This is a genomic window from Streptomyces sp. NPDC047081 (assembly GCF_040643775.1).
GTDB lineage: Bacteria > Actinomycetota > Actinomycetes > Streptomycetales > Streptomycetaceae > Streptomyces.
In genome coordinates this window covers 222,659-247,402 of the sequence record NZ_JBEYUY010000010.1, presented here as the reverse complement: position 1 = coordinate 247,402, position 24,744 = coordinate 222,659, and the positions used below count along the sequence as shown (strand labels likewise).

The window sequence follows — 24,744 nt, the reverse complement described above, 5'->3', positions numbered from 1 at the left end:
CTGAAACGATCCTCCTCTCCTCTCTCAGGCAGGTGATCCGAGTGGACAGTCGTACGGTCGCCACGGCGCACACCGTGCAGGACGACGCACCCACCGCAGGCATGCTCAAGCCCAACGCCCTCGGCGTCCTGGGCATCCTCTTCTTCGTCCTGTCCGCACAGGCCCCGCTCACCGGCATCGCCGGCGCGCTCCCCATCTCCGTGGGGGCCGGCAACGGTCCCGGCGCCCCGGCCGCCTACGTGGCCGCCGGCCTGGTCACCCTGCTGTTCTCGGTCGGCTTCGTGGCCATGGGCCGGCACGTCGTCAACGCCGGCGCCTTCTACACCTACATCGGCAAGGGCCTCGGCCGGCACGTCGGCACCGGCAGCGCGGGCGTCGCGCTCTTCGCGTACTGCGCGGTCCAGGCCGCCATGTACGGTCTGTACGGGGCGACCGTGAGCGGCCTGCTGAACCACTACACCGGCCACGACGTGCCCTGGTGGGTGTGCGCCCTGGTCACCATGGCGATCGTCCAGGTCCTCGGCGCCTCGGGCATCGAGATGGGCGCCAAGGTGCTCGCGGTCTTCGTCCTCGCCGAGTTCAGCATCCTGAGCGCCTTCGCGCTCGTCACCCTCTTCAAGGGCGGCGGGCCGGAGGGGCTGGGCTTCACCCAGTCCTTCTCCCCGAGCGCGGCCCTGAAGGGCGCGCCGGGCGTGGCGCTCATGTTCGCCGTCGCGTCGATGATCGGCTTCGAGGCCACCGCGATCTACGGCGAGGAGGCGCGCGAACCCCGGAAAACGGTGCCCCGGGCCACCTACCTGGCCGTCGCCGTCGTCACCGGCTTCTTCGCCTTCACCTCATGGATGCTGGTCTCCGCCTACGGCGCCTCCAAGGCGCAGGAAGCGGCCGGGAAGGCGCTCACGACCGACTCGACGACCTTCGTCTTCGCGCCGATCGCCGACCAGTTCGGCGCCTGGGTCAACGACGTCCTGCCGATCCTCCTCGCGACCTCCCTCTTCGCCGGCATCCTCGCCTTCCACAACTCCGCCAACCGCTACCTCTTCTCCCTCAGCCGCGACGGGCTGCTGCCCCGCAAACTGTCGTCGATCAACCGCCGGCACTGTCCCTCGGTGGCCGGCCTGGTGCAGACGGCCATCGCCGTGCTGCTCGTCGTGCCCTTCGCGATCGCCGGCAAGGACCCGGTGCTCACCCTGTTCTCCTGGTTCAGCGGCGTCGCGGTCCTCGGGATCATGCTGCTGTACTTCCTGACCTCGGTCTCCGTGGTCGCGTTCTTCCGCCGCGAGCGCCTCGACACCCGGCCCTGGAACACCCTGATCGCCCCCACCCTGGGCGCGCTGGGCATCGCGGGCGCCATCTGGCTGATCCTCGACAACTTCACCACCCTCATCGGCGGCGAGAGCAGCACGGCCGCATGGCTGGTCGCATCGGTGCCGGCGGTCATGGCCCTCGGCCTGGTGGCCGCACGCGTGACCCGCAAGGACGCGACCGCCTAGGCCGCCTGCCCGCCACCGATCACCTCACCTGCACTGGAGGAAACGCATGCCTGCCGTCACCCACGACGAGTGGCTCCGCCGGGCCAAGGCGCTGGAGGCCGACGGCGCCCACCACATCGACGGCGCCGACGAACCGGGTGGCGGCGGCACCTTCCCCGTCGTCTCACCCCGGGACGGCCAGGTGATCGCCCAGGTCGCCGACGGCGGCCCGGCCGAGATCGACGCCGCCGTGGCCGCCGCCCGCCGCGCCTTCGACTCCGGTCCCTGGCCCCGGCTGGCCCCCGCCGAACGCGGCCGCGTCCTGGTCCGCCTCGCCGAACTCCTCGAAGAGAACCGGGAGTTGCTGGCCCTCACGGTCAGTCTGGAGATGGGCAAGCCCATCACCGACGCCCACGACATCGAACTGCGCGCCGCCATCACCACCTTCCGCTGGTACGGCCAGCTCGCCGACAAGCTCACCGGCGAGTCCCCGCACACCGCCCCCGACGCCCTCGCCCTCGTCACCCGCGAACCCGCCGGCGTGGTCGGCGCGGTCGTCCCGTGGAACTTCCCGCTGACGCTGGCCGGCTGGAAGGTCGCCCCCGCGCTGGCCGCCGGCTGCACGGTCGTACTGAAGCCGTCGGAGAACTCCCCGCTCTCCGCGCTCCTGCTGGCCCGCCTGGCCACCGAGGCGGGGCTCCCGCCCGGAGTGCTCAACGTCGTCAACGGCAACGGCCCGGTGGCGGGCCGCGCCCTCGGCCTCCACCCCGACGTCGACGTCCTCGCCTTCACCGGCTCCACCGCCGTCGGCCGCCACTTCCTGCACTACGCGGCCGACTCCAACCTCAAACGTGTCTGGCTGGAGCTGGGCGGCAAGTCGCCCAACATCGTCCTCCCCGACGCCCCCGACCTGGACAAGGCCGCCGCCACCGCGGCCTGGGGCATCTTCTTCAACCAGGGCGAGATGTGCACCGCACCCTCCCGCCTCCTCGTCCACACCTCGATCGCCGAACAGGTCACCGAAGCCGTCGTCCGCCGCGCCCGCGAACTCCGCGTCGGCGACCCCCTCGACCCGGCCACCGAGATGGGCGCCCTCGTCGGCGAGAGCCACCTGAAGCGCGTCCTCGACCACATCGGCACCGGCCGCGCGGAGGGCGCCCGGCTGCGCACCGGGGGCGACCGCATCCGCACCGACAGCGGAGGGACGTACCTCGAACCCACCGTCTTCGACCGCGTCGACCCCGGCATGCGGCTGGCCCGGGAGGAGATCTTCGGCCCGGTCCTGTCCGTGCTCGCCTTCGACGACCTCGACGAGGCGGTACGGCTCGCCAACGCCACCGAGTACGGCCTCGCCGCAGGGCTGTGGACCTCCGACCTGGCCACCGCACACCGGGTCTCCCGACAGCTCAAGGCAGGCACGGTCTGGGTCAACTGCTACGAGGAGGGCGACCTGACCGTCCCCTTCGGCGGCGTGAAGCAGTCGGGCAACGGCCGCGACAAGTCCGTACACGCCATCGAGAAGTACACCGAGCTGAAGACGACCTGGATCCAGCTGTGAGCCGCACGAAAAGGTCTGCCCGGCCCCTGATCGCGATCCCGGCCCGGTTCTCCGCCACGACCTCCGCACTGCGGTACGCCGCCGAGGTCAACGCCCGCGCGCTGATCGAGGCCGTGTGGCGGGCCGGCGGCGAACCGGCCGGCATCCACCCCGCCGACACCGACGTGGCCGACCGCCTCGCCCGCTTCGACGGCGTCCTGCTCCCCGGCGGCGGCGACCTGTCACCGTCGAGATACGGGGCCGACGACACCCACGACAGCGTGTACGACGTCGACGACCTCCAGGACGCCTTCGACCTCGAAGTCGCCCGGAAGGCACTGGAGTTGGGCATCCCGCTGCTGGCGGTCTGCCGGGGACTTCAGGTCGTGAACGTCGCCCTCGGCGGCACCCTGGACCAGGACATGGGCGGACCCGGCCGCGACCACCGGCACGTCATGCACCCGGTCACGCTGGAGCCGGGATCGACCGTGGCGCTGGCGGCCGGGACCGAGAAGACCGACGCCTCCTGCTACCACCACCAGCGCGTCGACCGACCTGGTGAGGGACTCACCGTCACCGCCACGGCGGCCGACGGCACGATCGAGGGGCTCGAACTCCCCACCGCCCGCGGCTGGTTCACCGCAGTCCAGTGGCACCCCGAGGACACCGCACACGAAGACCCGGCCCAGCAGGGCCTGTTCGACGCGCTCGTGCGCGCGGCGCGCGGCTGAGGCTCAGGCCTTCGGGCGCCGCCCGCTGCGACGGGGCGCGGGCTCCGCGCCGTTGAGGAGGGCGCGGCGGCGCTCCTCGCCGTGCTCCTCGACCTGCAGCACGACCTGCCGCAGCCCCTCCGCGAGGCTGCGGCACTCGGCGTCCGTGAGGCGCTCGGTCACGAAGGACTCCTCCTCGTTGAACGCCGGGAACACCCGCTGCATCAGTTCCTCACCCTTCCCGGTGAGGCTCAGCAGCACCAGCCGGCCGTCGGTCGGATGGCCCGCCCGGACCAGCAGGCCCCGCGACTCCAAGGTGCGCGACACGCCCGTGAGGGTGCCCTTGGAGATGCCCGCCTCCTCGGCGACGTGCCGGGTCTCCGACTCGCCCCACACCCACACCACCCACAGCACCACGAACGCCGTCCAGGTCAGATCGGACCCGCGCAGCACCGAGTTCTCCAAGTGCTGTCGGACCGCGGAGGCCGCCCGGTAGATGTTCGCGACGGCCGCCATCTGCTCCCGGCGCAGCGGGACACCGCCCAGCTTCGCCGCGGCGAGCTTCTCGGCTTCGGTGATGGATCGATGGCCCGGCACGGCAGCTCCTTCGGTCGTTCGACCTCAAATTGTACGGACCGGCGGGCGCGGGCCGGACCGGGCCGCCTCACCCAAGCTTCACGGTGATCTTCTGGGTGACGCCGGCCGTGCCGCTCAGATCGCCGAAGGTGAGCGTCAGCGCGGAACCGGTCGTCGCCGAGGTCACGGTGGACGGTTTCGACGTCACCGCCGACACCGCCCGGTTCCAGGTGAGCGTCAGGCTCGTCCGCATCCGCATCGGATCGCTCACACAGATCACGGCGGTCCCGTCGCTCTTCTCGGTGATCATCACGCAGCACGGATCGCTCGCCGTGAGCGTTCCGACCGTACCGCCGAACCAGAAGTTGACGCCGGTGAAGCCCAGCGAGGGCACCGAGATGCTCTGCTGGTTGTCGGTGTTGGCGAGCACGGTCAGCCAGCCCGTGGCGGCGGCCCGCGCCTGGGTCTGCGCCGCGGTGGCGCCCGGCATCAGCAGATAGGAGTAGCTGCCGGCGGTCGGGTCGGTGCCGTGATCGACGTACATCGTCAGGTACTTGCGGGTGATCGCCGTCGTGGAGCCACTCTTGTTGACGCCGCTCCAGGCGCCGGTACGCGAGTCCCTGAGCGCCTTGAACGTGGCGCCGCCCGGGAAGACATAGCCGCCCATGCCGCCGATGTGCGCCCAGCCCGTGCCGGTGAAGGTCTGGGACCAGGGGTAGGCGGCGGCGTAGGCGGTGCCGTCGACCGTGAAGGCGTGGGTTCCGGTCGGGCCGAGGTTGCGGTTCTCGATCGTGGTCTCCACGGCCGTGCCGTCGGTGCACTTGATGCCCGCGCCGAGACAGACGATCGAGTCGTCCAGACAGAACCACGACTTCTTCGCCATGAGCGTGGACTGAAGTCCCTTGAGGTACTGGCCGATCGCGGCCCGTGCGCCGTCCGTGGCCCCGCCCACCCAGTTCACGTCCGGCAGCGAGGCGCCCCAGTCGCCGCCCGCCGCGTCGGCGAGCACCGTGCGCGAGGCGGTGGTGCCGGGCAGCCGGTACGGGTCGACGGTGGGCCAGAAGGCGTCGCTGTACTGGCCGTTGGCGTAGGTGTCGCCCCACCAGTAGAGCATTCCGGACCCGGTGTGCCAGCCGTGGAGGTTCTCGCCGTTGCCGGTCTCGTAGTAGGTGATCCGCCGGTCCGCCATGCTGATCGAGGCGGCCCAGCCGGGTCTGCGGTGGGTGGCCCGCGCCATGTCGGTGAACAGCCGGTGCCCGGTCGGCTCGGCGATCGCGGTGACCGAGGTGTCGTCCACGACCGACTTCAGCCGGGCCAGGCCCGTCAGACCGATCGACGGATCGCTCAGCGGCGGGCTGTAGTAGTCGCGCTGCACCCAGCCCTTCACCAGCCCGCGCCAACGGGCGTTCTCCGTCGCGCTCGCGCCCTGACCGAGCAGGACGATCGCCGCGAGGATCGGATGACCGCGCAGATGATCGTCCTGCTGGATCTGTTTCGTGTCGGTCGCGGAAAGGCCCCGGCTGATCGCCCGGCCTGCCACGCCGTCCATCACCAGCCCGTTGTAGAGGAACGGCGCCCAGGCGTGCTCCACGGCGTCGAACACGATCTGCCGGTTCGCGTCGGTCACTTCCCAGGTCGAGCCGGCCAGCAGCGCGAACAGCAGCCCGAGCCCGCCGAGCATCACCGAACCGTACGAGCCCGTGTACGGCACGGTGGTGTGCTGGATGAAGGAGCCGTCGGTGTGGAGCCCGTCCCCGGTGGTGACGTACGGGAAGACGGGGGAGAGGGCGTCCCTGGCCAGCGCGACCTTCGCCGGGTTCGCGCCGACGACCCCGCGCAGCGCCAGCACCCGGCACAGGTCGACCCGGTTGGCGCCGGTGCTGGTGCCCGAGTAGCCGGCGACGGCCGAGTCGGGCACGAAGTGGTCCACGGCGGCCAGGTAGTCGGCGATCCGGGTCGACGACAGCGCGTCGTACATCAGCACGCAGACGTCCAGCAGCGCCTGCGGGGCGCCGATCTGCCAGCTGTACCAGTTGCCGTAGCGGGTCTGCGTGGCGTTGTAGACCTCGGAGTTGAGATGGTCGAGGCCGGTGAGGACGGCGTCCCTGAGGCCGGTGTCGCCGGTCAGTCCCGTGCCCTGCTGGCAGTAGGCCTGTGCGAGCGTACTGAGCCGGGTGTAACTGGTCTGCAGGTTGCCCGAGTAGCCGTACGACTCCTGGTCGGTGTCCGGATCGGGGTCCGCGTACACCAGGTCGGGCCACAGCGAACCGGACGCCGGTGCCATCGAGGACTGCAACTGGCTCGCCGTGGTACCCAGTTCGGCGAGCCGGCTCTTGAAGGGCTCCGCGGTGGGACTGAACCCCTCGCCCAGGACGAGCGTGCGCCACTTCGCCCGCAGGGTGGTGAACTCGTCCGCCGCGTCCGCCTGTTGAGCCTGTTGAACGGCGGTGGACGGAGCGGCGCTCGACGGAGTGGAGAGGCCGAGAGCGACAGCGGTGCCGGTGCTTGCGGTCAGAAAGCCGCGACGTGACCAACGAGTCGTCATGTCGGCGGTTTCTAGCACGGTGCCGCTCAAACGCTCAATACAAGCTACCGAATTGAACATATCGATCGTTTGGCAGGGGTGGGATCCGCTGAACTTCCGGGGGCGCGGCCGCGTATCACTCCTCGGGGAAGGCGGACAGTCCCGTCACGGGACGGAAGGAGAGCACAGTGCCCACACCGCCCGAATCCGGGTCGTCCGACGACCGTCCGCCGCTGGAGCCCATCGTCGTGCTGCGCCCGCGCCGCACCGACGCGCTCGCGGAGCTGTTCAGGGAGATGGAGGAGGGCAACAGCGGCCTCGAACCCGTCGCCGTCCCGGACCCGCACTCCTGGGACGAGGGCGAGACCCAGGAACTCCCGCCGGTGCGCACCGAGGAGCGGAGAACACCGCGCAGCGGTGGCCGGTTCGGGTTCGGCCCCGGTCTGCGCCGGGCCGCGGTCACCATCGGCGTCGGAGCGGCCGCGCTCGTCGGCTTCGGCTGCGCCCTGCTGCTGCCCGGCCGCGACGGCGAGGCCGCCACCCCGGTCCCCAGTCCGACCGCGTCCGCCGAAGCGACCCCGACCCCCACGGCGACCGGACCGACCGACCCCGACGGCGCCGGCACCCTCCGCGAGGGCGACAGCGGCCCCGAGGTGACCGACCTCCAGCAACGCCTGCTGCGCATCCCCGACGTCTACAAGGACGGCTCAACGAACGGCACCTACGACGCCACCCTCAAGGAGGCCGTGGCCCGCTTCCAGCTCTGGTACGGCATCAGGGGCGACGAGAACGGCGTCTACGGCAACGACACCCGTCTCGCACTGGAGTCCCGGACCGGCACGGGCTGACCCCGGCGGGGCGCCGGTACTCGAACGCAGGGCAACGGGTGGGGAAAGTCACGGCGTCGGCCGGGCCGTTGTGTATCACCATGGGCCCAGGGCCGACGTACAGGGCGTTCCGCCCGCTCGACCCGAAGGCCCCGCCCATGAACGGCTCCCGCATCCCGGGCCTGATCCTGCCCGGCGCGTTCCTATTGGCCTTCGTGGTGGGCATCTGCTGGTACTGGCTGCACCGCGACGACGATTGACCGCGCGGGGATGAAGCGTATGCGTGGCGCCGTCTACTCCGGATCCGTCGGCACCCTGATGTCCAGCACGCACACGTCGTCCCGCCGCTCGCCCTCCAGCATCTCGGCGAGCAGCGGCGCCAGGGTGTCGGCCTCGTCCGCGGCATGGGCGAGGAGGGCCTCGGAGAGCCGCCTGAGCCCCCGGTCCAGGCCCTCGCCGGGCCGCTCCACCAGGCCGTCGGTGTAGAGGATCACGCGGTCACCGGGTTCGAGCCGGCACTCGGCCTCCTCGAAGACCGGTTCGTCGATCGCGCCGAGCAGCATCCCGCCCGGCCGGTCGAGCACCCGCACCTGCCCGTCGCGCAGCAGCAGCGGCGGCGGATGACCGGCCTGCGCCCACACCAGCAGCCGCTCGGCCGGGTCGTAGCGGGCGAGAACCATCGTCGCCGTGCCGTGCGGATCGCGGGAGTGCAGCAGCAGCGTGTTCAGCCGGGCGAGCGCACCGGTCAGCGAGGAGCCCGTGATGACCATGCCCTTGGCGGTGAAGCGCAGTTGGGCCATCGTGGCCACCGCGCTCAGCCCGTGTCCGGCGACGTCGCCGACCACGAACAGGGCCTCCCCGTCCGGCAGTTCGATGGCGCTGAACCAGTCGCCGCCGACGTGGATCCCCGACTGCGCGGGCAGGTAGGCGACTTCGACGCGCAACCCGGCCAGGCGCGCGGGCCGGGTGGGCAGCGGGAGCAGCGCGTGCTGGAGCATGCCGGCCAGCGACTCGGGGGTGACGACGGGCCCGGCGACCGGGTCGGCCGGCGGCACCAGGCTCCGCAGCGTGCTCCGGCACTCCTCGAGCAGCGTGCGCCCACCGGCCTCGGCCCGCCGGCGCAGCATCTCGGCCGCGACGTCCGCCGCACAGCCGGTCTGCGCCATCACCGCGCCCTTGGCCCGCTCCAGGACGGCCGACGCCGCCGCCAGGGCACGCAGCCCGTCTGTCTCGGCGCGCTGCCCGGCGAGGGCCTCGGCCGGTCCGGCGGTGCCCGACACGGTCCGGGGTTCCGCCGGTGTGGCGGGTTCGCTGGTCACGCGACGAGCATTGCACACGAGTGCCGTTCCGCTCGCGGCCTTGCCTGATCGCGATTCACTCGGAAGAGGACAACCGGCGCGGCCCGGGCCGCCGCAGGGTCGGCGCGCTCAGCGCCCGGAGTCCACCAGCGCCTGCGAGACGGCACGGACACTGCGCGCGATGTGCTGGAGCTGCAGCACCTCCGCCGCGTACAGCTTGATCGTGTGCTCGATGACCGACTCCGGCAGTCCCAGCGCGGGCAGATCGGCACGCGCTGTCTGCAGGGCGGTGCGGGCGACCCGGATCTCCTGCTGGACCTGGAGGTGCGCATGGCGGGCGAGCAGCACGGGGTGCCGGATCAGGGCCGGGTAGCTCGCGTAGCGCGCCGGCACCAGCTCGCGCAGCCACTTGGCCGCCGAGCGCTCCCAGTCGTAGCTGCCGGGCGCCTTGACCTGGCACGGCCAGTCGGGGCTGAGACGCGTGGTCGTCAGTTGCATGCTCATCGCTTCCGGTGTGCGGCGTCGTGGGGGGTGGTCGACGAGGGCGGGCGGCCCCGGCCTAGGGGATGACCGGGACCGCCAGGGGCGCTCGCGCGAGGCGAGGCCCCACCGGACACCGCCGGCGCCGACGCGGGTAGGAGACGGCGGCTTCGGGTGTCCGGGTGACGCGTGAGCAGTATTTATATATGCCGACTGGTTTGCAAGCGGCATGAAAACATTCATGCGTGAAATGTTGTGAAAGGTCCCTTTGTAATTACCGTCAGCAGGGGGGTGGGTGTCGCCCGTGGGTACGGGGCGGTCAGTCGCGCAGGAAGAACTGGTGCTGGTCGGAGATCTGCTCGTAGTCCTCCAGCCGGGCCTGGGTGCGCTCCGGATCGGCGTCGGTCATCGCCTGCAGCAGCGCCGCGGCGACGACACCGGGAGCCGCGTACGAGTCGAAGACCAGCCGGGAGCCCGTGCCGGTGGCGAAGACGACGTCCGCCTCGTCGGCCACCGGCCCGAGCGCCAGGTCGGTCACCAGGGCGACCTTCAGACCGGCGCTGCGCGCGACCCGTACGGCCGTGAGCGTCTCCTGGGCGTGCCGGGGCATCGAGAACGCCAGCACCCACGTCCCACCCGCCTCACGCGACTGCAACAGCGCGTCGTAGGCGACGCTGCCCCCTCGCGTCACCAGCCGCACGTCCGGATGGATACGGCGTGCGGCGTAGGCGAAGTACTCGGCGAGCGAGACCGAGATGCGCAGCCCGAGGACGGTCAGCGGCGTCGACGCGGACAGCTTGCGGCCGATGTCGATGAGCTGGTCGGGGTCGGCGAAGTCGCGGCGGAGGTTCTCCAGGTTCTCGATCTCCGCGTCGACCGCCGCCTGCAGCTCGTTGCTGCCGTTCTCCTCGGCCGTGCCCGGCCCGCCGGCCAGGGTGCCCAGGGCGATCGACTGGAGCTTCTCGCGCAGCGCGGGGTAGCCGCTGAAGCCGACCGCCGCGGCGAACCGCGTCACCGAGGGCTGGCTCACGCCGACCCGCTCGGCGAGGTCGGTGATCGACAGGAACGCGGCTTCGGTGATGTGCTCGATCAGGTACTGCGCGATGCGCCGCTGGCCCGGGGAGAGCCGGGGCCGGTCGAAGAGGGTTCTGAGCTGGGAGGCCGGGGCGGCCTCCGCTTCCGGTGCGGTCTTGCCCGAGGTGATGGCGGATGCCTGTGCGCGTGCCTGCTGCGGCGATGGCACCGGTGCGCCTCCTTTGTCTCCCACAGTGCTTCAACATAGCTCACACACCGTCGTGACCAGGGCTTGTACGGGAGCATCCGGGGCTCGCCCGACGGATCCTCAGGTTGCCCGCGGTGGCCTTGTGTCAGCGCCGGTAGATGGTGATCGAATGACCGACCTCGTCGATCGGACGGCTGCTGTCGATCAGTGCGGCCAGCCGTCCTCGCGCCTTCGCCACCGAGGAGTCCGACACCACCAGGAGACCCCGCACCTGCCGCGGCGACACCTTGCGCGGATCGGACGCGTGGATCCCGTAGTACGACGGCACCCCGCTGCCCTTGTAGACCAGCCAGATCCGCTCGCCCCGGTACCGCTCGCGCAGCCGGTCGGCGAGCCGGCCGAGGTCCTGGCCCCAGTCCACGTTGGAGTCGTGCAGCCGCAGATGCGTCTTGGCCGGACCGCCGAACGCCTCGTTGGAGTACGGCAGGTAGTAGGGAAACGTCCGCACCGAACTGACCGCGACGAACGCCACCAGCACCCCCGTGACGAGCGGCGCCCACCGCCACCGCACCGCGAGGACAAGGCCCGCGGCCACCGCGAGGAACATCGGCACGAAGATCGCGTACCGCGTCCCGAAGTCCCGCGACCCCGTCATCGCCGAGGCCAGCAGCACGGCCGGGGCGAGCAGCAGGTACGGCGCCGCCGGCCGCAGCCGCCGTACCGCCACCACCACGACCGCCCCGGCGGCCCACAGCGCGAGCATCCCGAGCGGGGTCTTCACCAGCAGCGCGGCCGGCAGGTAGTACCAGCGGGCCCCGGTGTACAGATGCCCGAACAGGAAGCCCTGCCACGGGTAGTCCTCCAGCCCGAACTGGATGCGCATGCCGTCCCGGTACGACTCGGGGAACGGCAGCAGTTGCACGAGCAGCCCCTTCAGCCCGTGCACGGCGGGCACGGCCTGCTCGGGCGACCAGCGCAACCGCGGATCGACGATCAGATACGACGCCCATACGACGGCCACGGCCACGATCCCGACGACTGCCGCGCCCGCCGCCGCCCGCAGCAGCGCCCTGCGCCGGTCCTCGTGGCCCGCCCGCCACACCGACCAGGCGGCCAGCCCCAACAGCACCGGAACGACCGGCAGCACGCTCATCTTGGTGGCCGGCCCCGCCCCGAGCGCGACCCCGGCGAGCGGGACGTACAGCCTCGGCCGTCGCCGTGCCCGCCACAGCAGCCAGGCCGACGTCAGCACGAACCCGGCCGCGGGCACGTCGAGGGTGGCCAGCGAGCCCTGGGCGATGACGTCGGGGGAGAAGGCGTACAGGGCCAGGGCCGCCAACCCGGCCACGGCGCCCGCGAGTTCACGCGCGAAGGCGAAGACCACGAGCCCGAACAGGAGCGTCAGCACGATCATCGGGAGGCGGGCCCAGAACATCAGCCGCCAGGGGTCGTTGCCGGACTCGTACAGCAGATGCCGGCCGAACGCCCCCTGGTCGCCCTTGTACGCCGTGTCCACGTGCGGGTCGGCGACCGCCACCCCGGCCGCGATGACCAGCTTTCCCAGCGGCGGGTGCTCGGGGTTCAGGCGGACGCGGTGCTCGTGGAGGTAGTCGGCGGCCGTGGCGACATAGATCGGCTCGTCGATCGTGGGCGTCTGCTGCACGGCGGTGGTGACCATGGCCGCGGCCATCTGGCCGAGCAGCACCACGACGAGGAGCGGCAGCAGCCACCGCCGCGCGGGGCCGGGGGCGGGCCGGGCGGGTGTCGGCGATGGCGGGGGGTGTGCCGCGCCGTCACGGGGCGGAGGATCGTCGCGGGTCCCGGGATCGAGGACCGAGTGCTGTTCGTGCGCCATCTTCCGCCCCGCGGTGTCACCGGCCGCGGGGCGGCGGGAGTGATCGTCGAGGCGCCGCATGCGCCTACTTTCGCATCAGCTCCCGCCGCCGGGGGCGTTACCGCTTCAGGAGTCGTACCGACAGACCTTCCGTCGTGTAGACGGGTACGGCCCGCAGCCGGTCGGAGTTCAGTTCCACGCGGTCGAACTGGCCGCGCAGCTGCGCGGCCGCCACGACGCGCACCGTGCTGCCCACGGCCGGCGGCTTGTCCTCGTCCAGCCGCAGTGACAGCACGCTGCCGCCGCCCAGCAGGGCGCGCCGGGTGACCTCAAGGGCGGGCTCGTGGCCCGAGCGGAGCGTCACCTCCAGTGTGGAGTTCTCCTGGGAGTACTGGCCGTGCACCTGGACCGGCCGGCCCAGCCGCAGTGTGCCGCCCTTCACCCGCACCTCGCCGTGGCCGAGGGCGTGCGAGGAGGTGGTGGCCAGGACGCCGTCCGCGACCACGGTGCCGCCGGTGTACTCGTTGTGCCCGGCCAGGGTGAGCGTGCCGCTGCCCTTCTTGGTCAGGCCGCCGTCGCCGTCGATGTCGTTGCGCCAGGTGTCGGCCGCGCCGAAGCCGCCCGCCGCCGTGTCCAGGGTCACCGTCACATCGGTGTCGAAGGCGCCGTAACCGTCGGCCGCGGCGAACAGGTTGAGCCGCCCCCACTGCTCGAAGCCGTCGAGGAGCACGTACCCGGAGGGCAGCGCGGTCGTGCGCAGCACCTCGCGGCGCTGCTCGGCGTCCAGGTAGGGCAGCCGGGTCTCCAGCAGCACCTCCGCGCCCTTGGGCACGGTCAGCGCCTCGCTGCGGCCGCGGCGGGTCAGCACGTACGTCAGCTTGGGCTCGACCGTGCGGGCGTTGGCGTCCCGGTCGGCGTAGGCGTCGGCGGAGTCGGAGTGCGCGTAGGCGAACAGGGTGTCGGCCGTGGTGCCGGTCTGCTGCGTGAAGTACGCCAGGGCCTGCGCGCGGGCGGCGGCCTTGAGGTCGGCGTTCGCGGGGTCCGCCAGCGTGGCGGCCGCGAGGGCGGTGGCCATGATGCGGCCGCCGAGCACGTCGACCGTGTTGTGCATGCCCGCCATGATCCGGGTGTGGCTGAGCTCGAAGGCCCGCGTCACCAGCTCCTGGAAGCGCTCGGGCACCGCGTAGGCGTACGCCAGGCAGGCCAGGTGGAAGGCGTTGGTGTGGCCGCTCGGGAAGCCGCCGTCGTCCGTGGGGGAGGTGCCGCGCTGGCGCAGCAGCTGGGGCGCGACGATCACCTTCGAGTCGTACACCGGGAAGCCGAGGGCGTCCGTGGTGCCGGTGTCGACGACCACGCTGTCCTCGTTCATGCGCCACGGACGCGGGTACTGGAAGGCGTACTTGCCGGGGTTGCCGGAGGCGTACGGGCCGCGCACCGTGTCGACCAGCTCGGCCACCTTGCCGAGCGCCGAGTCGTGCGAACCGGCGCCCAGCGCGGAACCGGCCGGGGCGTCCGCGGGCACCGCGTCGCTGATCGTGGTCGCCGGGGTGGAGTCGGGGGCGCTGGTGATCGACGTGACCGCCTTGGCACCCGACTTGTACAGGCCGGCCAGCGGACCCAGACCCGCGATCATCGCGTAGCTCTGGTGCTGGCGGTCGTAGATGAACGCCTCCTTGGCCTGCGCGTCCGTGCGCGCGCCGGTGATCCGCGCGCAGTAGCGCATGTTGGCGCGCAGTATCTCCGGCATCAGCGGCGTGCCGGTGTTCCAGGCTCCGCCCGTCTTCCAGATCAGGGCGAAGCCGCCGAGGATCCGCACGACCGCGTTGGTCTCGGGCGTGAGGTTCGTCAGGACGTTGGTCTTGTAGTCGTCGACGAACGCGGCGGGGCTCGTCGCGGCCTTGGCGTCGGCGGCGGCCAGCCAGGAGACGAAGGTGGGCGCGGCCATCACCCCGGCCGAGGCGCCCAGGGAGGTCTTCAGGAAACCCCGTCGGCCGACGGCGGTGCGGCCGGCCGACGAGGAGGAGCGGTGCCCGGCGGATGACGGCATGCGTGTGCCTCTCTTGAGTTCTTCGGCCGTACGGCCGGGGGAGATCGTGCGATCAGCGGTGTCAGGCGGGACGCACGAGATGTGCGATTCCGGTGGGTCCCGTGAAGCTTTGAGCGAAGATCTACGGCCGTGCCCTGACCCGGCGGGGAGGGCTCGGCGACCGGAACGTGTCGGGTACGTGAACGCGGGCCGACCGGTTCACAGGGTCGAACGCGCCAGTGCCAGCGCGCCTTCGACCGGTGGCAGGCGCAGCCGTTGCGGGCGTGCCCCGGGCACGGTCTCGGCGAGCGCGGAGGCGAACGCGTCGTACAGGGCGGGCTGGGCGAGGATCGTGCCGCCCGCCACCACCACGTCGTCCACGGCGACTTCGCGTGCCGCGAGCCGTCCGACGAGCGCGGCCAGGGAGCGTCCGGCGTCGGCGATCACGTCCCGGGCGAGTGCGGAGCCGGCCTCGGCGGCCGCGAAGACCACCGGGGAGTGCCGGCCCCACTCCGCGGAGATGTCGGTGGCGCTCTCCAACGCGGCCCCGAGCGCGGGTACTTCGGAGACGCCGAAGCCGGAGACGAGGCCGAGGGCGAGTTCGTCGGGCCGCTCCCCGCGGTCGTGCGCCGCCCATACGGCTCGCGCGGCCTCGCGCACGAGACCGGCCGCGCCGCCCTCGTCTCCGAGGACCGCGCCCCAGCCGCCGACCTGGACGCAGGTCCCGTCGGAAAGGCGGCCCACCGCGACGGAACCGGTGCCGGCCACCAGGCCGACCCCCTTGTCCAACCCGGCGGCGGGGACGAGCAGTTCGGCGTCGCCCACGACCAGCGCGGGCGCGTCGAAGTGCAGTTGCAGGGCGGTACGGATCTGCGCGCACTGGCGCGGGGTCTCACAGGCGTGGCCGCCCACGGCGACGGCCGACGGACGAGTGCCCGCCGGCAGTGCCTCGGCGACCAGCGCGGCCAGCCAGCCGGCGGCGGCCACCGGGTCGTGGGGCCGCCAGCCGCTGCTCGACCGGACGCGGTCGGCCACCAGGACGTCCCCCGCGCAGGCACGGAGGTGTGTCTTGGTGCCACCCACGTCGATACCGACCACGAGGGGCGTGGAGTCCTGCACGGAACCTCTTTCGTCGATGCGTGGTGCTGCGACGGCGGGGCGAACCGTGCCTGTTTACAAGGGAGTTGGTGAACTAGGGAAGCCCCGGGACGGGCTTCTGGCGGACACGGCAGGCGAGTACCGTGAAGTTCGTTAGGAAGTTAACTAACGAAGTACAGTGCGTCAAGAGGCATCGCGCACTCGACCACTGAGCGGCCCGTGACCCGTGGGAGAACTGTGATACACGACGTGGCGGAAGCCCCCCGCCTGACCGAGAGCGCAAGCGCGGTCTTCGCCGTGCTCGCCGAGGCGGGCAGCGCGACCCGGCCGCAGCTCGCGAGCCTCGCGGGCCTGTCCAAGCCGACGGTGTCCTCCGCCGTCGTCGAGCTGGAGAGCGCCGGGCTCGCCGCCCACTCCGGCACCGCCTCCAGCGGCACCGGCCGCAGCGCCGCCGTATACCGCCTGGGGCCCGCCGCGGGCGCCGTACTCGCCGTCGACCTCGGCCCCGCCCTCACCCGCGTCCGCGGCTGCGCCCTGGACGGCACGCTGCTGGCCGAGGCCACGGGCTCGCGGTCCGATGCCGTCGACGTGGTGCGCGAGGCGCTCGCCGCGCTGCCCGCCGGGACGCCCCTGCGCACCATCGTGGTCGCGGTCGGTGACGTCACCCGGGAAGGCACCGGAGTGCGGCCCGCCACCGCCAAGGCCGGGCCCGTCTTCGACGCGGTGGCCGTCGCGCTGCCGCCGGGCGTGCCCGTCCACCTGGAGAACAACGTCAACTGCGCCGCCCTCGCCGAGCTGCACGAGGGCGCAGCGCGGGGCCGGCGCACCTTCGGCTACCTGCGCATCGGCGTCGGTATCGGTCTCGGTGTCGTCATCGGCGGCCAGGTGCTGCGCGGGGCGAACGGTGCGGCCGGTGAGGTCGCCCGGCTGCCCTACCCGTGGGACGTGGGCCGCGAGCCCGGCCGGGAGGCCCTGGAGGAGCACGTCGGCGCCCGCTCCCTGCTGCGCCGGGCCGCGGAGGCCTGGCCGGACGCCGACGGGCCCTGCCCGGGCACCACCGAGCAGCTCTTCGCTCTCGCCGGCCAGGGCCGCGCCGCCGCCCGTGCGGTCGTCGGCCGCCACGCCGTCGACGTGGGACGGCTCGCCGCCGCCGTGACCGCCGTACTGGACCCGGGACTGATCGTCCTGGGCGGCTCCACCGGCGCGGACCCGCAGCTCCTGCCCGGGGTGCGGGCCGAGCTGGAGCGGCTGAGCTGGCCCACCGAGGTGGTCAGCAGCACGCTCGGCGATCTCGGCACCGTCGTGGGCGCCAGCAGGCTCGCCGTCGCTCATGGAGTCCAAACCGTGACCGAGGCCGCGCATGCGAAGGATTGACGGCCTCCGACTCGGTCTGCCAATGTCCGGACAAGCGCTTTCTAAGTCGGCCGGGACGCCGGCTTGGGTTGGCGTCCCGCCCGTACGCGAAGTACGGGAGCCGCACGAGGGCGTGCCCGTGCGACGGCGGCCCTCATGGCCGGGGATCCCACCCCGTGAAGGCGACGCGGCCGGGCGAGGCCGCGCCCCCGGAAAGCGAAATTTCCTTCAAAATGCACCCGTGCCGCCCAGAACGGCGCCGTGCTCCGTCCCCTCTCACGAAATGGGATCGAAGATGACCACTGTGGGTGTGCGGCGCTCCCGCCGACTCGTCCGCGGCGGCATGCGCCGCCTTGTTCCCCTCGCTGCCGCAGCCTCGGCAGGTGCCCTTCTGCTCACCGCCTGCGGGTCCGGGTCCAGCTCGGGCGGCACCTCCAAGTCGCTGACCTTCTGGATCTCCACGGTCCCGGGCCAGGACGCCGGCTGGAAGAAGATGGTGGCGCAGTACAAGAAGGAAACCGGCGTCAAGGTCAAGCTCGTCAACATTCCCTACGACGGCTACACCACGAAGCTGCACAACGCCGCCCAGGCGAACTCCCTGCCCGACGTGGCGGCCGTGCCGGCGCTGGACCCGATCTGGTCGAGCAAGCTGCTCGACCTCAGCTCCATCGCCAACAAGAAGAGCAACAACATCAACGCCAACTTCCTGGCGAAGGACTCGTCCGGGAAGGTGCTGTCCATCCCCTCGGACGTCACCGCGTCCGGCCTGTTCATCAACAAGTCGCTCTTCGAGAAGGCCGGCGTCTCCTTCCCGACCTCGCCGTCGAAGACCTGGACCTGGACCGAGTTCATCGCCGCGGCCAACAAGGTCCGCGAGAAGACCGGCGCCAAGTACTCCCTGACCTTCGACCAGTCGCCGTCGCGACTGCGCGCCATGGTGTACGAGATGGGCGGCAAGTACGTCCACGCCGACTCCTCCGGCAAGTTCTCGGTGGACGCCGCGACCAAGAAGGCCGTGAACACCTTCGTCGGGTGGAACGACGACAAGACCATGCCGAAGTCGGTGTGGACCAGCGGCGCCGACCCGTCCGCCATGTTCCAGAGCGGTGACGTGGTCGCCTACTGGTCCGGCGTGTGGCAGGTCGCCTCCTTCGCGGACAGCATCAAGAAGTTCGACTGGGCGAGCGTCCCGACCCCCGCCCAGCCGGTGCAGGCCAGCGACGTCAACAGCGGCGGCATGACCGTCGGCTTCAACAACAACGGCGCCGCGGCCACCGCCGCGACGAAGTTCCTGTCCTGGCTGTACGAGCCGGCGCACTACAAGACGCTCTGCGAGACCTCCGGTTTCCTCCCGGTCGAGAGCGGCCTGAACCCGACGTACCCCTTCAAGTCCGAGGCGGCGCAGGCGGCGTTCAAGCTCTACAACGAGGAGATCCCGCTCTACGCGCCGATCTCCGGCTACTTCAACACCGCGCAGACGAACTGGGTGCTGAAGGGCAAGAGCCTCACCGAGGACCCGACCAAGACGGAGCTCGGCAAGGCGATCAACGGTCAGCAGTCGGCCGAGAAGGCCCTGGAGAACATCGTGGCCGGCTACAACCAGCAGGTCGGCGGCGCTTCGTAGGCCATCGGGCCGGGCGGCGGGGTCACGACTCCGCCGCCCGGCCCCGGCAGCGCAATCCCCATCCACCAGCACGGAGTCAGGAAGATGACAAAACGCGCCTCGGACGTGTCCGCGAGCCCGCCCAGGAGACGCAGCAAGTACGTTCTTGCGCCCCTCGTCCTCATCGCGGCCAATGTCGTGCTTTTCGCGCTGTTCTTCGTCTGGCCGGCGGTGATCGGGCTCGTCTACTCGTTCACGAACTACACCGGTGTGGGGGCCTTCCAGTTCATCGGACTGGACAACTACCACAACCTGTTCGGGGACTCGACCTTCTACGACGCGCTGACCCGGACGCTGCTGTACGCCGTGCTCTTCGTACCGCTGAACTTCGCGGTCTCACTGCTCGCCGCCAACCTGGTGGTGAGCAAGCACGCCAAGGGCGGGTCGGTCGCCCGCGTCATCTTCTTCATCCCGTGGCTGCTGTCGCCCATCGTCGTGGGTGTCCTGTGGCGGTGGATGTTCGGTGAGAACTTCGGACTGGTCAACTACGTCATCGAGAAGTTCGGCGGGCCCGCCGTCCACTGGCAGTCGAACGCGGACCTGTCGCTGCTGGTGGTGGTGATGGCGGCGTCCTGGGCCTGGACGGGCTTCTCGATGCTGCTGTTCATCGCGGCGATCAAGAACGTACCGGCGTCGTACTACGAGGCGGCCTCGCTCGACGGCGCCGGCCCCTGGCGTCAGTTCTTCAGCATCACACTGCCGAGCATCGCGCCCACCTCGTTCATCGTGATCCTGCTCAACACGATCAACGCGATGAAGGAATACCCGGTGTTCGTCTCCCTCAACAACGGCGGACCCGGAACGTCGAACAACCTGATGGTCCAGTACATCTACGAGACCGGCTTCAAACGGGGCCAGATCGGCTACGCGAGCGCGGCGTCGTTCGTGCTCATGCTCATCCTGATGGCCGTCGCGATCATCCAGCTGATCGTCAACCGACGGGTGGAGAACCGATGACAACCACAGGCATGCCGCACAAGGTCGACAGCGGTCCCGGACGAAGCCTCTCCAAGAAGCGCCCCCGCAGGGCGCCCACGGGCGGGCTGCGCCAGGCCGTGTCCGCGACGACACTGCTGTGGATCCTGGCGTGCCTGTACGGGTTTCCGGTGCTGTGGTTCATCCTCAGCTCGTTCAAGCCGGCCAGCGACCTGTTCTCCTATCCGCTGACGCTGGTTCCGCACAACCCCACCCTGTCAGGCTTCAAGGCGGCGTGGGACAGCGCCAACTTCTCGCAGTACTTCATCAACACGGCCATCGTGTGCGTGATCACGACGATCCTCACGGTGGGAGTCAGCTGCTGCACCGGGTACGCGCTGGCCAAGTACGACAACAGGTGGCTCAAGGCGTTCTTCCTCTGCATCCTGGCCACCACGATGCTGCCGTCCGAGGTCATGCTCGCCCCGGAGTTCCTGGTCGTGCGCAACCTCGGCCTCTACAACTCCTTCGCCGGCATCATCCTCCCGGCCGTGCTCACCGCGACTGGCTGCTTCATGTTCCGCCAGTTCTTCCTGACGGTGCCCGACGAACTCGTGGAAGCCGCGCGCATCGACGGCGCCCGCGAACTGTCCATCTTCCTGCGGATCATGGTGCCGCTCTCTCGGCCGATCATGCTGACCCTCGCCATCCTGTCCTTCCAGTGGCGGTGGAACGACTACATCTGGCCGCTGCTGATGCTCAACGACCCGAACAAGTTCACCGTGCAGATCGGCATCCAGAGCATCGTCGGCGCGCAGAACATCAACTGGTCGGTCCTGCTCGGGGCTTCGGTCATCTCGATGATCCCGCTGATCGTGATCTTCCTGGTCTTCCAGCGCTACGTCATGGGCGCCGACATCAACGCCGGCCTGAAGGACTGACCTTGCCCACCGAGCTCGACGGCGAGTTCGTCCGGTCGGCGGCCCGCGCCGCCGACCGGACGGCCGTACCTCTGGCGGCCGTTCCCGACGAGGACCCCGCCGGGGTGACGCACCGCGTTCTGGCCCGGCGGGTGAAGACCCTGGTCGCCGCGTACCGCTCCCCGGACTCGGCACTGCACGGCAGCGGACAGGCGGTCGCCGCCGCGACGACCCACCTGCGCGCCCTGCGGGCCGTGCAGACGCCCTCCGGTCTCTTCGCGGGCGGCGACAACGTCCAGTCACCGCCCGACTCCGCGTTCACCGTCAACGACGTGTGCGACGCGCACGTCCTCGCGGCCGGCGCAGGGCCGGAGCTGCACGAGGTCACGGCGGCGCTGGCCGAGATCGCCGGCGCCGCCGCGGACAGTCTCCTGACCGGTGGCGTGCACACCCCGAACCACCGCTGGGAGCTGAGCGCGGCGCTCGCCCGTCTGCACCGGTCGTTCCCCGACGACCGGCTGCTCGCCCGCGCCGAGGAGTGGCTCGCCGAGGGCGTCGACATCGACGCGGAGGGCCTGTACTCGGAACGCAGCGCCGTCTACGCGTCCATCGTCACCAACCCGTCGCTGCTGTTGCTGGCCGAGGTGCTCGGGCGCACCGACCTGCCGGCCGCCGTCGAACGCAACCTCGCCGCGACCCTGGACCTGATCCGGCCGGACGGCACGGTGGAAACCGTCCACTCGCGCCGCCAGGACCAGCGGCAGTCGTTCGCGCTGTGGCCCTACCTGCCGCACTACCGGCTGCTCGCGATCCGCACCGGCCGGGGCGACTTCGCCCGCGCGGCCCGCCTGGCCGCCGCCGACGGCATCGACGACCCCGACCTGCTCGCCCAGACCCTCCTCACCCCGGATCTGGCCCGCGCCCTGCCGGCCCCGGACGCGGAGAAGCTCCCGCGCGACCGGTACCTCCCCACCGCACGTCTCGCCGCGCACGCCTCCGCCACCGCGCACACCGTGGTGTACGGCGGCTCCGACGTGCCCGAGCATCGGCGCATCCGCTCGGGCCTCGCCTGCAACCCCACCTTCCTGCGCATGTTCGCCAGTGCCGCCGTCCTCGACGCGGTCCGTCTCTCGCGGGGGTTCTTCGACCTGGGCCCGTTCCGCGCCGCCGACATGGAACAGCTCGCCGACAACCGGTACCGGCTCACCCAGACCCTCACGACCGCCTACTACCAGCCGCTCCCGAAGGATCTGAGGCGCGACGACGGCGCGTACCGTCTGGTGGACGAGGGCCGCTTCTCCGCGGCGATGGCCTTCCCCGACCGCCCTCAGGACGAGGTCTCCCACACGACCCGGGTCGAGGTCGACCTGCGCAAGGACGGGGCCGACCTGCGGATCGACATCAGCGGCCCACCGGTGCCCTGGGCCCTCGAACTGACCTTCCGGCCGGGCGGGAAGCCGAAGGGCGCCGTACCGCTCGGCGACGGCCGCTGGTGCCTGACGACCGGACCGATGACCTACCGCGTCGGCGACGACGAGATCCGCGTCGAGGCCCACGTCGAGGCGGGCGAACCCCTGGCCGGGCCGGACCGCGCCGACGTACTGCGCTACGACCCGGGGCAGGACTACACCGTGGTGGGCGGCACCGACGCGACGACCGGCAACCGTGTCTACATCGGCGGACAGGGTCCGCACACACTGACCCTCGCACTGCGCGCCCACCGGCCCGCACCTCTCGTACGGCCATCCCAGGCATGAAGGGCTGATCCCACGTGCACCTCGTCCATCAGCGCGGCCCGCTCCACGACCTGCCCGACACCCCCGAGGCATACGATGCCGTCCTCGCGGACGTCGTCGAGCAGGCCCTGGCCCGGCTCACGCCGGAGGGCAACCTCGAACACCCCGACTGCGTCGACGACATCGGCGACACCTCCCTCGGCATCACCTCGCTGCTGGCCCTCGCCTGGCAGCGCTCCAAGGACCCGCGACTGCCCGAGGCGGTGCGGCGCAGCCTCGCCTTCCACCTGCGCGAGCGGGTCTACCGCGAGGACAACCCCGGCTACCCGAACCTGCGGATCCGCAACTCCGGCCTGCCGTACGCCCGTTACACCCTGGCGGCCGGCGCGCACCCCGTCGGCGACTGGCCGAGCACGGTGTGGGCGCTGCTCCAGGCCGTCAACCTCCTCGACACCACCGACAACCTCGTCGACGACGAGCAGCGCGCCGAACTCCTCGACGTGGCACGGGGTTACTGGCGCTGGCTCACCGAGGCGACCTTCTTCAACCCGCAGGAGGCCGGCAACCAGGCCATCGGCTGCGTGGTGGGCGGCCTGATGCTGGCGCGCCATCTGCCGGACGCCGAGAGCGAGCCGGTGCGTGCGCTGGCGCTGCGGCTGTACGCCGAGAAGATCCGCGCCCACCGGGTCGCGGACCGGGGCGCCCTGCTGCCGCCGGAGCACGGAGGGGCGTACGACAACAACTACGGCCCGATCTCCCTCTCCTTCCTGGCCCAGGCCCACCGCGTCAGCGGCGAGGAGGTCTTCGCCGAGGACGGCGACACGCTCGCCCGCTACATCGACGCCCGCCTCACGGGCGGCGGCTTCGACAACGGCGGGCCGCGCTACAGCGAGCAGCACTCCGCCTTCGAGTCGGTCCTCGGCCTGCGCTACTTCGGCGCCCGGATCGGCTCCGACCTGGGCCGCTACCGGGGCGACAGCCGCTGGGCCCGGCACGCGGCCAAGGCGGACGGAGGGGTCGACGGACACTTCGCGTGGATGCTGGTCTGGCAGATACAGGACACCACTCCCTGGCACCGCGAGCCGTCGACGCGCCCCGCAAGGCACCAACTGCGCGCCGGCACGGTCTCCGTGGCCTTCGACAGCCGTATGACCCCCGCGGTCGTCGAGGCGGGCGGCACGTACTACCTGCCCGCCGCGGTCAACCGCCAGCACGGCTTCGGCCCGGTGGCCGACGGGTTCGTGTTCTGCCGTCCCATGGGCGAGGTCCGGGTACGGGACCTGCGCGCCGACGGACTGACGGCGAAACTGGTCACCAAGCCGGTCGTCGGCCGCGACCACGTCCTGCGGCACGTGCGGTCCCTGTACGTCACCGACGGCACGACCCTGTGGACGACCGTCGCCGTCGAACGCCTCCCCGAGGACGCGTACCTCCTCGCGGGCCTGCCGTACGCGGCCGACGACGGCGACCGGGTGCGCCGTACCGCCGGGGGAGCGGTCGCGTCGGCGGGCCCGCTGCGGCTGACCCACCCGCAGGAGCAGGGCCCGGAGCACTTCGACGCGCGCGCCGAACTCCTCCAGGAACAGGCCGCGTTCGCGCTCGCCGAGGACCCGCGCGGCTACGGCAACCCCGACGAGGGCTGGCGGCACCTGATCAGCTCGACGGCCCTGGAGGCGGCCCCGATCGCGGACGCGCCGGACGACCTCCATGTCTTCGCCGTGCAGTACGGGTCGGCGGAGCCGTATACCGTCGAGGCCGCGTGGGCCGAGGAAGGGCTGACCCTACGAACGGCCGCCTTCACCGCGGTGATCGGCGAGGCGGACGAGCACGGGGAGCCGGAGCTGAGCCTGCGCGCCTAGGCCGTCCCTGACGGCTCGTACGGCCAGGACAGGGAGCCGACCGATACGACCAGGTCGGCCCTGTCCCGGGTCGCGGCGACCAGCTCGGCGTTGGGCTGGTCGCTGCGCATCACCCACGCCACGGCTTCCTCGTGGCCCTTGCCGAACTCCTCGTGCCGGGCGATCAGCCGCCGCAGCCGCTCCTGCTCGTCCAGTTCGCAGAACCACACCTCGTCGAGCCGGCCGCGGACCCGGCGCCACGGGTCGGCGTCCAGCAGCAGGTAGTTGCCCTCGGTCACCACCAGCCGCGCCGTCGGCTCCACGGCGACCGCACCCGCGATCGGCTGCTCCAGCACCCGCTCGAAACCGGGCGCGTACACCACCTCGTCCCGCTCCTCGCGCAGCCGGCCCAGCAGCGCCGCGTACCCGGCCGCGTCGAAGGTCTCCGGCGCACCCTTGCGGTCCCGCAGCCCGAGCCGCTCCAGTTGCACGTCGGCGAGGTGAAAGCTGTCCATCGGGACGTGCGCGACCCAGGGCTTCCCGGTGCCGTTCAGTTCCCGTACGAGGTGCTCGGCGAGCGTCGTCTTCCCCGCGCCGGGACTGCCCGCGACACCGAGGACCGCGCGCCGGCCGGTGCGGGTGAGGGCGCGGGCACGGGCGAGGAGGTCGTCGAAAGTCAGCGGCACAGAGGAGAGTGTGTCACCGTCCGGCGAAC

19 protein-coding genes and 2 pseudogenes are annotated in these 24,744 nt (G+C 71.5%); 11 read left to right on the top strand and 10 right to left on the bottom strand.

Annotation, left to right across the window (positions count from 1 at the left end; all coding sequences use genetic code 11):
* Window positions 1–41 precede the first annotated feature (41 nt).
* Genes ABZ848_RS21300 through ABZ848_RS21290 form a run of 3 tightly spaced genes read left to right on the top strand, consistent with a single transcriptional unit; the run spans window position 42 to window position 3,740 of the window.
* The gene (locus ABZ848_RS21300; RefSeq protein WP_360833959.1) at window positions 42–1,493 is read left to right on the top strand and encodes an APC family permease; all 1,452 of its coding nucleotides are present in this window, start codon (window positions 42–44) and stop codon (window positions 1,491–1,493) included.
* A gap of 46 nt (window positions 1,494–1,539) precedes the next feature.
* The gene (locus ABZ848_RS21295) at window positions 1,540–3,030 is read left to right on the top strand and encodes an aldehyde dehydrogenase (protein ID WP_360833957.1); all 1,491 of its coding nucleotides are present in this window, start codon (window positions 1,540–1,542) and stop codon (window positions 3,028–3,030) included.
* Window positions 3,027–3,740 (top strand): gamma-glutamyl-gamma-aminobutyrate hydrolase family protein, encoded by a 714-nt coding sequence (locus tag ABZ848_RS21290; RefSeq protein WP_360833955.1) that lies wholly within the window; start codon window positions 3,027–3,029, stop codon window positions 3,738–3,740. Before ABZ848_RS21295 ends, ABZ848_RS21290 begins: the two co-directional genes overlap by 4 nt.
* 3 nt (window positions 3,741–3,743) lie before the next feature.
* On the opposite strand, the gene ABZ848_RS21285 is transcribed toward ABZ848_RS21290, so the two are convergent.
* A complete protein-coding gene (locus ABZ848_RS21285) occupies window positions 3,744–4,316 on the bottom strand; it encodes a MarR family transcriptional regulator (protein ID WP_360833953.1) in 573 nt (190 codons plus the stop codon).
* A gap of 67 nt (window positions 4,317–4,383) precedes the next feature.
* Window positions 4,384–6,840, bottom strand: a complete 2,457-nt coding sequence (locus ABZ848_RS21280) for a polysaccharide lyase 8 family protein (protein WP_360833951.1) — start codon at window positions 6,838–6,840, stop codon at window positions 4,384–4,386.
* Between the two features lie 167 nt (window positions 6,841–7,007).
* Between ABZ848_RS21280 and ABZ848_RS21275 the strand changes: the two genes are divergently transcribed.
* Together ABZ848_RS21275 and ABZ848_RS21270 are read left to right on the top strand one after the other, a co-directional pair.
* Window positions 7,008–7,667, top strand: coding sequence for a peptidoglycan-binding domain-containing protein (locus ABZ848_RS21275; protein ID WP_360833949.1), 660 nt, complete (start codon window positions 7,008–7,010; stop codon window positions 7,665–7,667).
* An 80-nt stretch (window positions 7,668–7,747) separates the two neighbouring features.
* Window positions 7,748–7,906 (top strand): hypothetical protein, encoded by a 159-nt coding sequence (locus ABZ848_RS21270; RefSeq protein WP_360833947.1) that lies wholly within the window; start codon window positions 7,748–7,750, stop codon window positions 7,904–7,906.
* 33 nt (window positions 7,907–7,939) lie between these two features.
* On the opposite strand, the pseudogene ABZ848_RS21265 reads toward ABZ848_RS21270, so the two are convergent.
* The 7 genes and pseudogenes from ABZ848_RS21265 to ABZ848_RS21235 all read right to left on the bottom strand — a co-directional run.
* A pseudogene (locus tag ABZ848_RS21265) lies at window positions 7,940–8,656 on the bottom strand (PP2C family protein-serine/threonine phosphatase); the annotation flags it as partial.
* An 84-nt stretch (window positions 8,657–8,740) separates the two neighbouring features.
* A pseudogene (locus ABZ848_RS21260) lies at window positions 8,741–8,926 on the bottom strand (ANTAR domain-containing protein); the annotation flags it as partial.
* Window positions 8,927–9,073: 147 nt separating this feature from the next.
* Entirely contained in the window at window positions 9,074–9,448 is a 375-nt protein-coding gene (locus tag ABZ848_RS21255) for a hypothetical protein (RefSeq protein ID WP_360833945.1), read from the bottom strand.
* Window positions 9,449–9,743: 295 nt separating this feature from the next.
* Complete coding sequence (locus tag ABZ848_RS21250) at window positions 9,744–10,667, bottom strand: MurR/RpiR family transcriptional regulator (protein ID WP_360833943.1); 924 nt, start codon at window positions 10,665–10,667, stop codon at window positions 9,744–9,746.
* Window positions 10,668–10,791: 124 nt separating this feature from the next.
* Window positions 10,792–12,561 (bottom strand): phospholipid carrier-dependent glycosyltransferase, encoded by a 1,770-nt coding sequence (locus tag ABZ848_RS21245; RefSeq protein WP_360833941.1) that lies wholly within the window; start codon window positions 12,559–12,561, stop codon window positions 10,792–10,794.
* A gap of 37 nt (window positions 12,562–12,598) precedes the next feature.
* On the bottom strand, window positions 12,599–14,527 hold the full coding sequence (locus ABZ848_RS21240) for a phosphatase PAP2 family protein (RefSeq protein WP_360833939.1): 1,929 nt from the start codon (window positions 14,525–14,527) through the stop codon (window positions 12,599–12,601).
* Window positions 14,528–14,725: 198 nt separating this feature from the next.
* Complete coding sequence (locus tag ABZ848_RS21235) at window positions 14,726–15,625, bottom strand: BadF/BadG/BcrA/BcrD ATPase family protein (RefSeq protein WP_360833937.1); 900 nt, start codon at window positions 15,623–15,625, stop codon at window positions 14,726–14,728.
* A 228-nt stretch (window positions 15,626–15,853) separates the two neighbouring features.
* Here ABZ848_RS21235 and ABZ848_RS21230 point away from each other — a divergent pair, with 228 nt between their 5' ends.
* From ABZ848_RS21230 to ABZ848_RS21205, 6 genes are all read left to right on the top strand, one after another.
* Entirely contained in the window at window positions 15,854–16,978 is a 1,125-nt protein-coding gene (locus ABZ848_RS21230) for an ROK family transcriptional regulator (protein WP_360833935.1), read from the top strand.
* Window positions 16,979–17,252: 274 nt separating this feature from the next.
* Window positions 17,253–18,581 carry an extracellular solute-binding protein gene (locus ABZ848_RS21225; RefSeq protein ID WP_360833933.1) on the top strand — a complete coding sequence of 443 codons (1,329 nt, stop codon included), beginning with the start codon at window positions 17,253–17,255 and terminating at the stop codon, window positions 18,579–18,581.
* Window positions 18,582–18,665: 84 nt separating this feature from the next.
* Window positions 18,666–19,577 carry a sugar ABC transporter permease gene (locus ABZ848_RS21220; protein WP_360833931.1) on the top strand — a complete coding sequence of 304 codons (912 nt, stop codon included), beginning with the start codon at window positions 18,666–18,668 and terminating at the stop codon, window positions 19,575–19,577.
* Window positions 19,574–20,476: a carbohydrate ABC transporter permease gene (locus ABZ848_RS21215; RefSeq protein ID WP_360833929.1), complete on the top strand. Its 903-nt coding sequence runs from the start codon at window positions 19,574–19,576 to the stop codon at window positions 20,474–20,476. Before ABZ848_RS21220 ends, ABZ848_RS21215 begins: the two co-directional genes overlap by 4 nt.
* Window positions 20,477–20,478: 2 nt before the next feature.
* The gene (locus tag ABZ848_RS21210; protein ID WP_360833927.1) at window positions 20,479–22,212 is read left to right on the top strand and encodes a hypothetical protein; all 1,734 of its coding nucleotides are present in this window, start codon (window positions 20,479–20,481) and stop codon (window positions 22,210–22,212) included.
* Window positions 22,213–22,226: 14 nt separating this feature from the next.
* Window positions 22,227–24,050, top strand: coding sequence for a hypothetical protein (locus tag ABZ848_RS21205; protein ID WP_360833925.1), 1,824 nt, complete (start codon window positions 22,227–22,229; stop codon window positions 24,048–24,050).
* Here the strand turns inward: ABZ848_RS21205 and ABZ848_RS21200 are convergent.
* Window positions 24,047–24,715 carry a nucleoside/nucleotide kinase family protein gene (locus tag ABZ848_RS21200; protein WP_360833923.1) on the bottom strand — a complete coding sequence of 223 codons (669 nt, stop codon included), beginning with the start codon at window positions 24,713–24,715 and terminating at the stop codon, window positions 24,047–24,049. The two genes, ABZ848_RS21205 and ABZ848_RS21200, sit on opposite strands and share 4 nt — an antisense overlap.
* Between the last annotated feature and the right edge of the window lie 29 nt (window positions 24,716–24,744).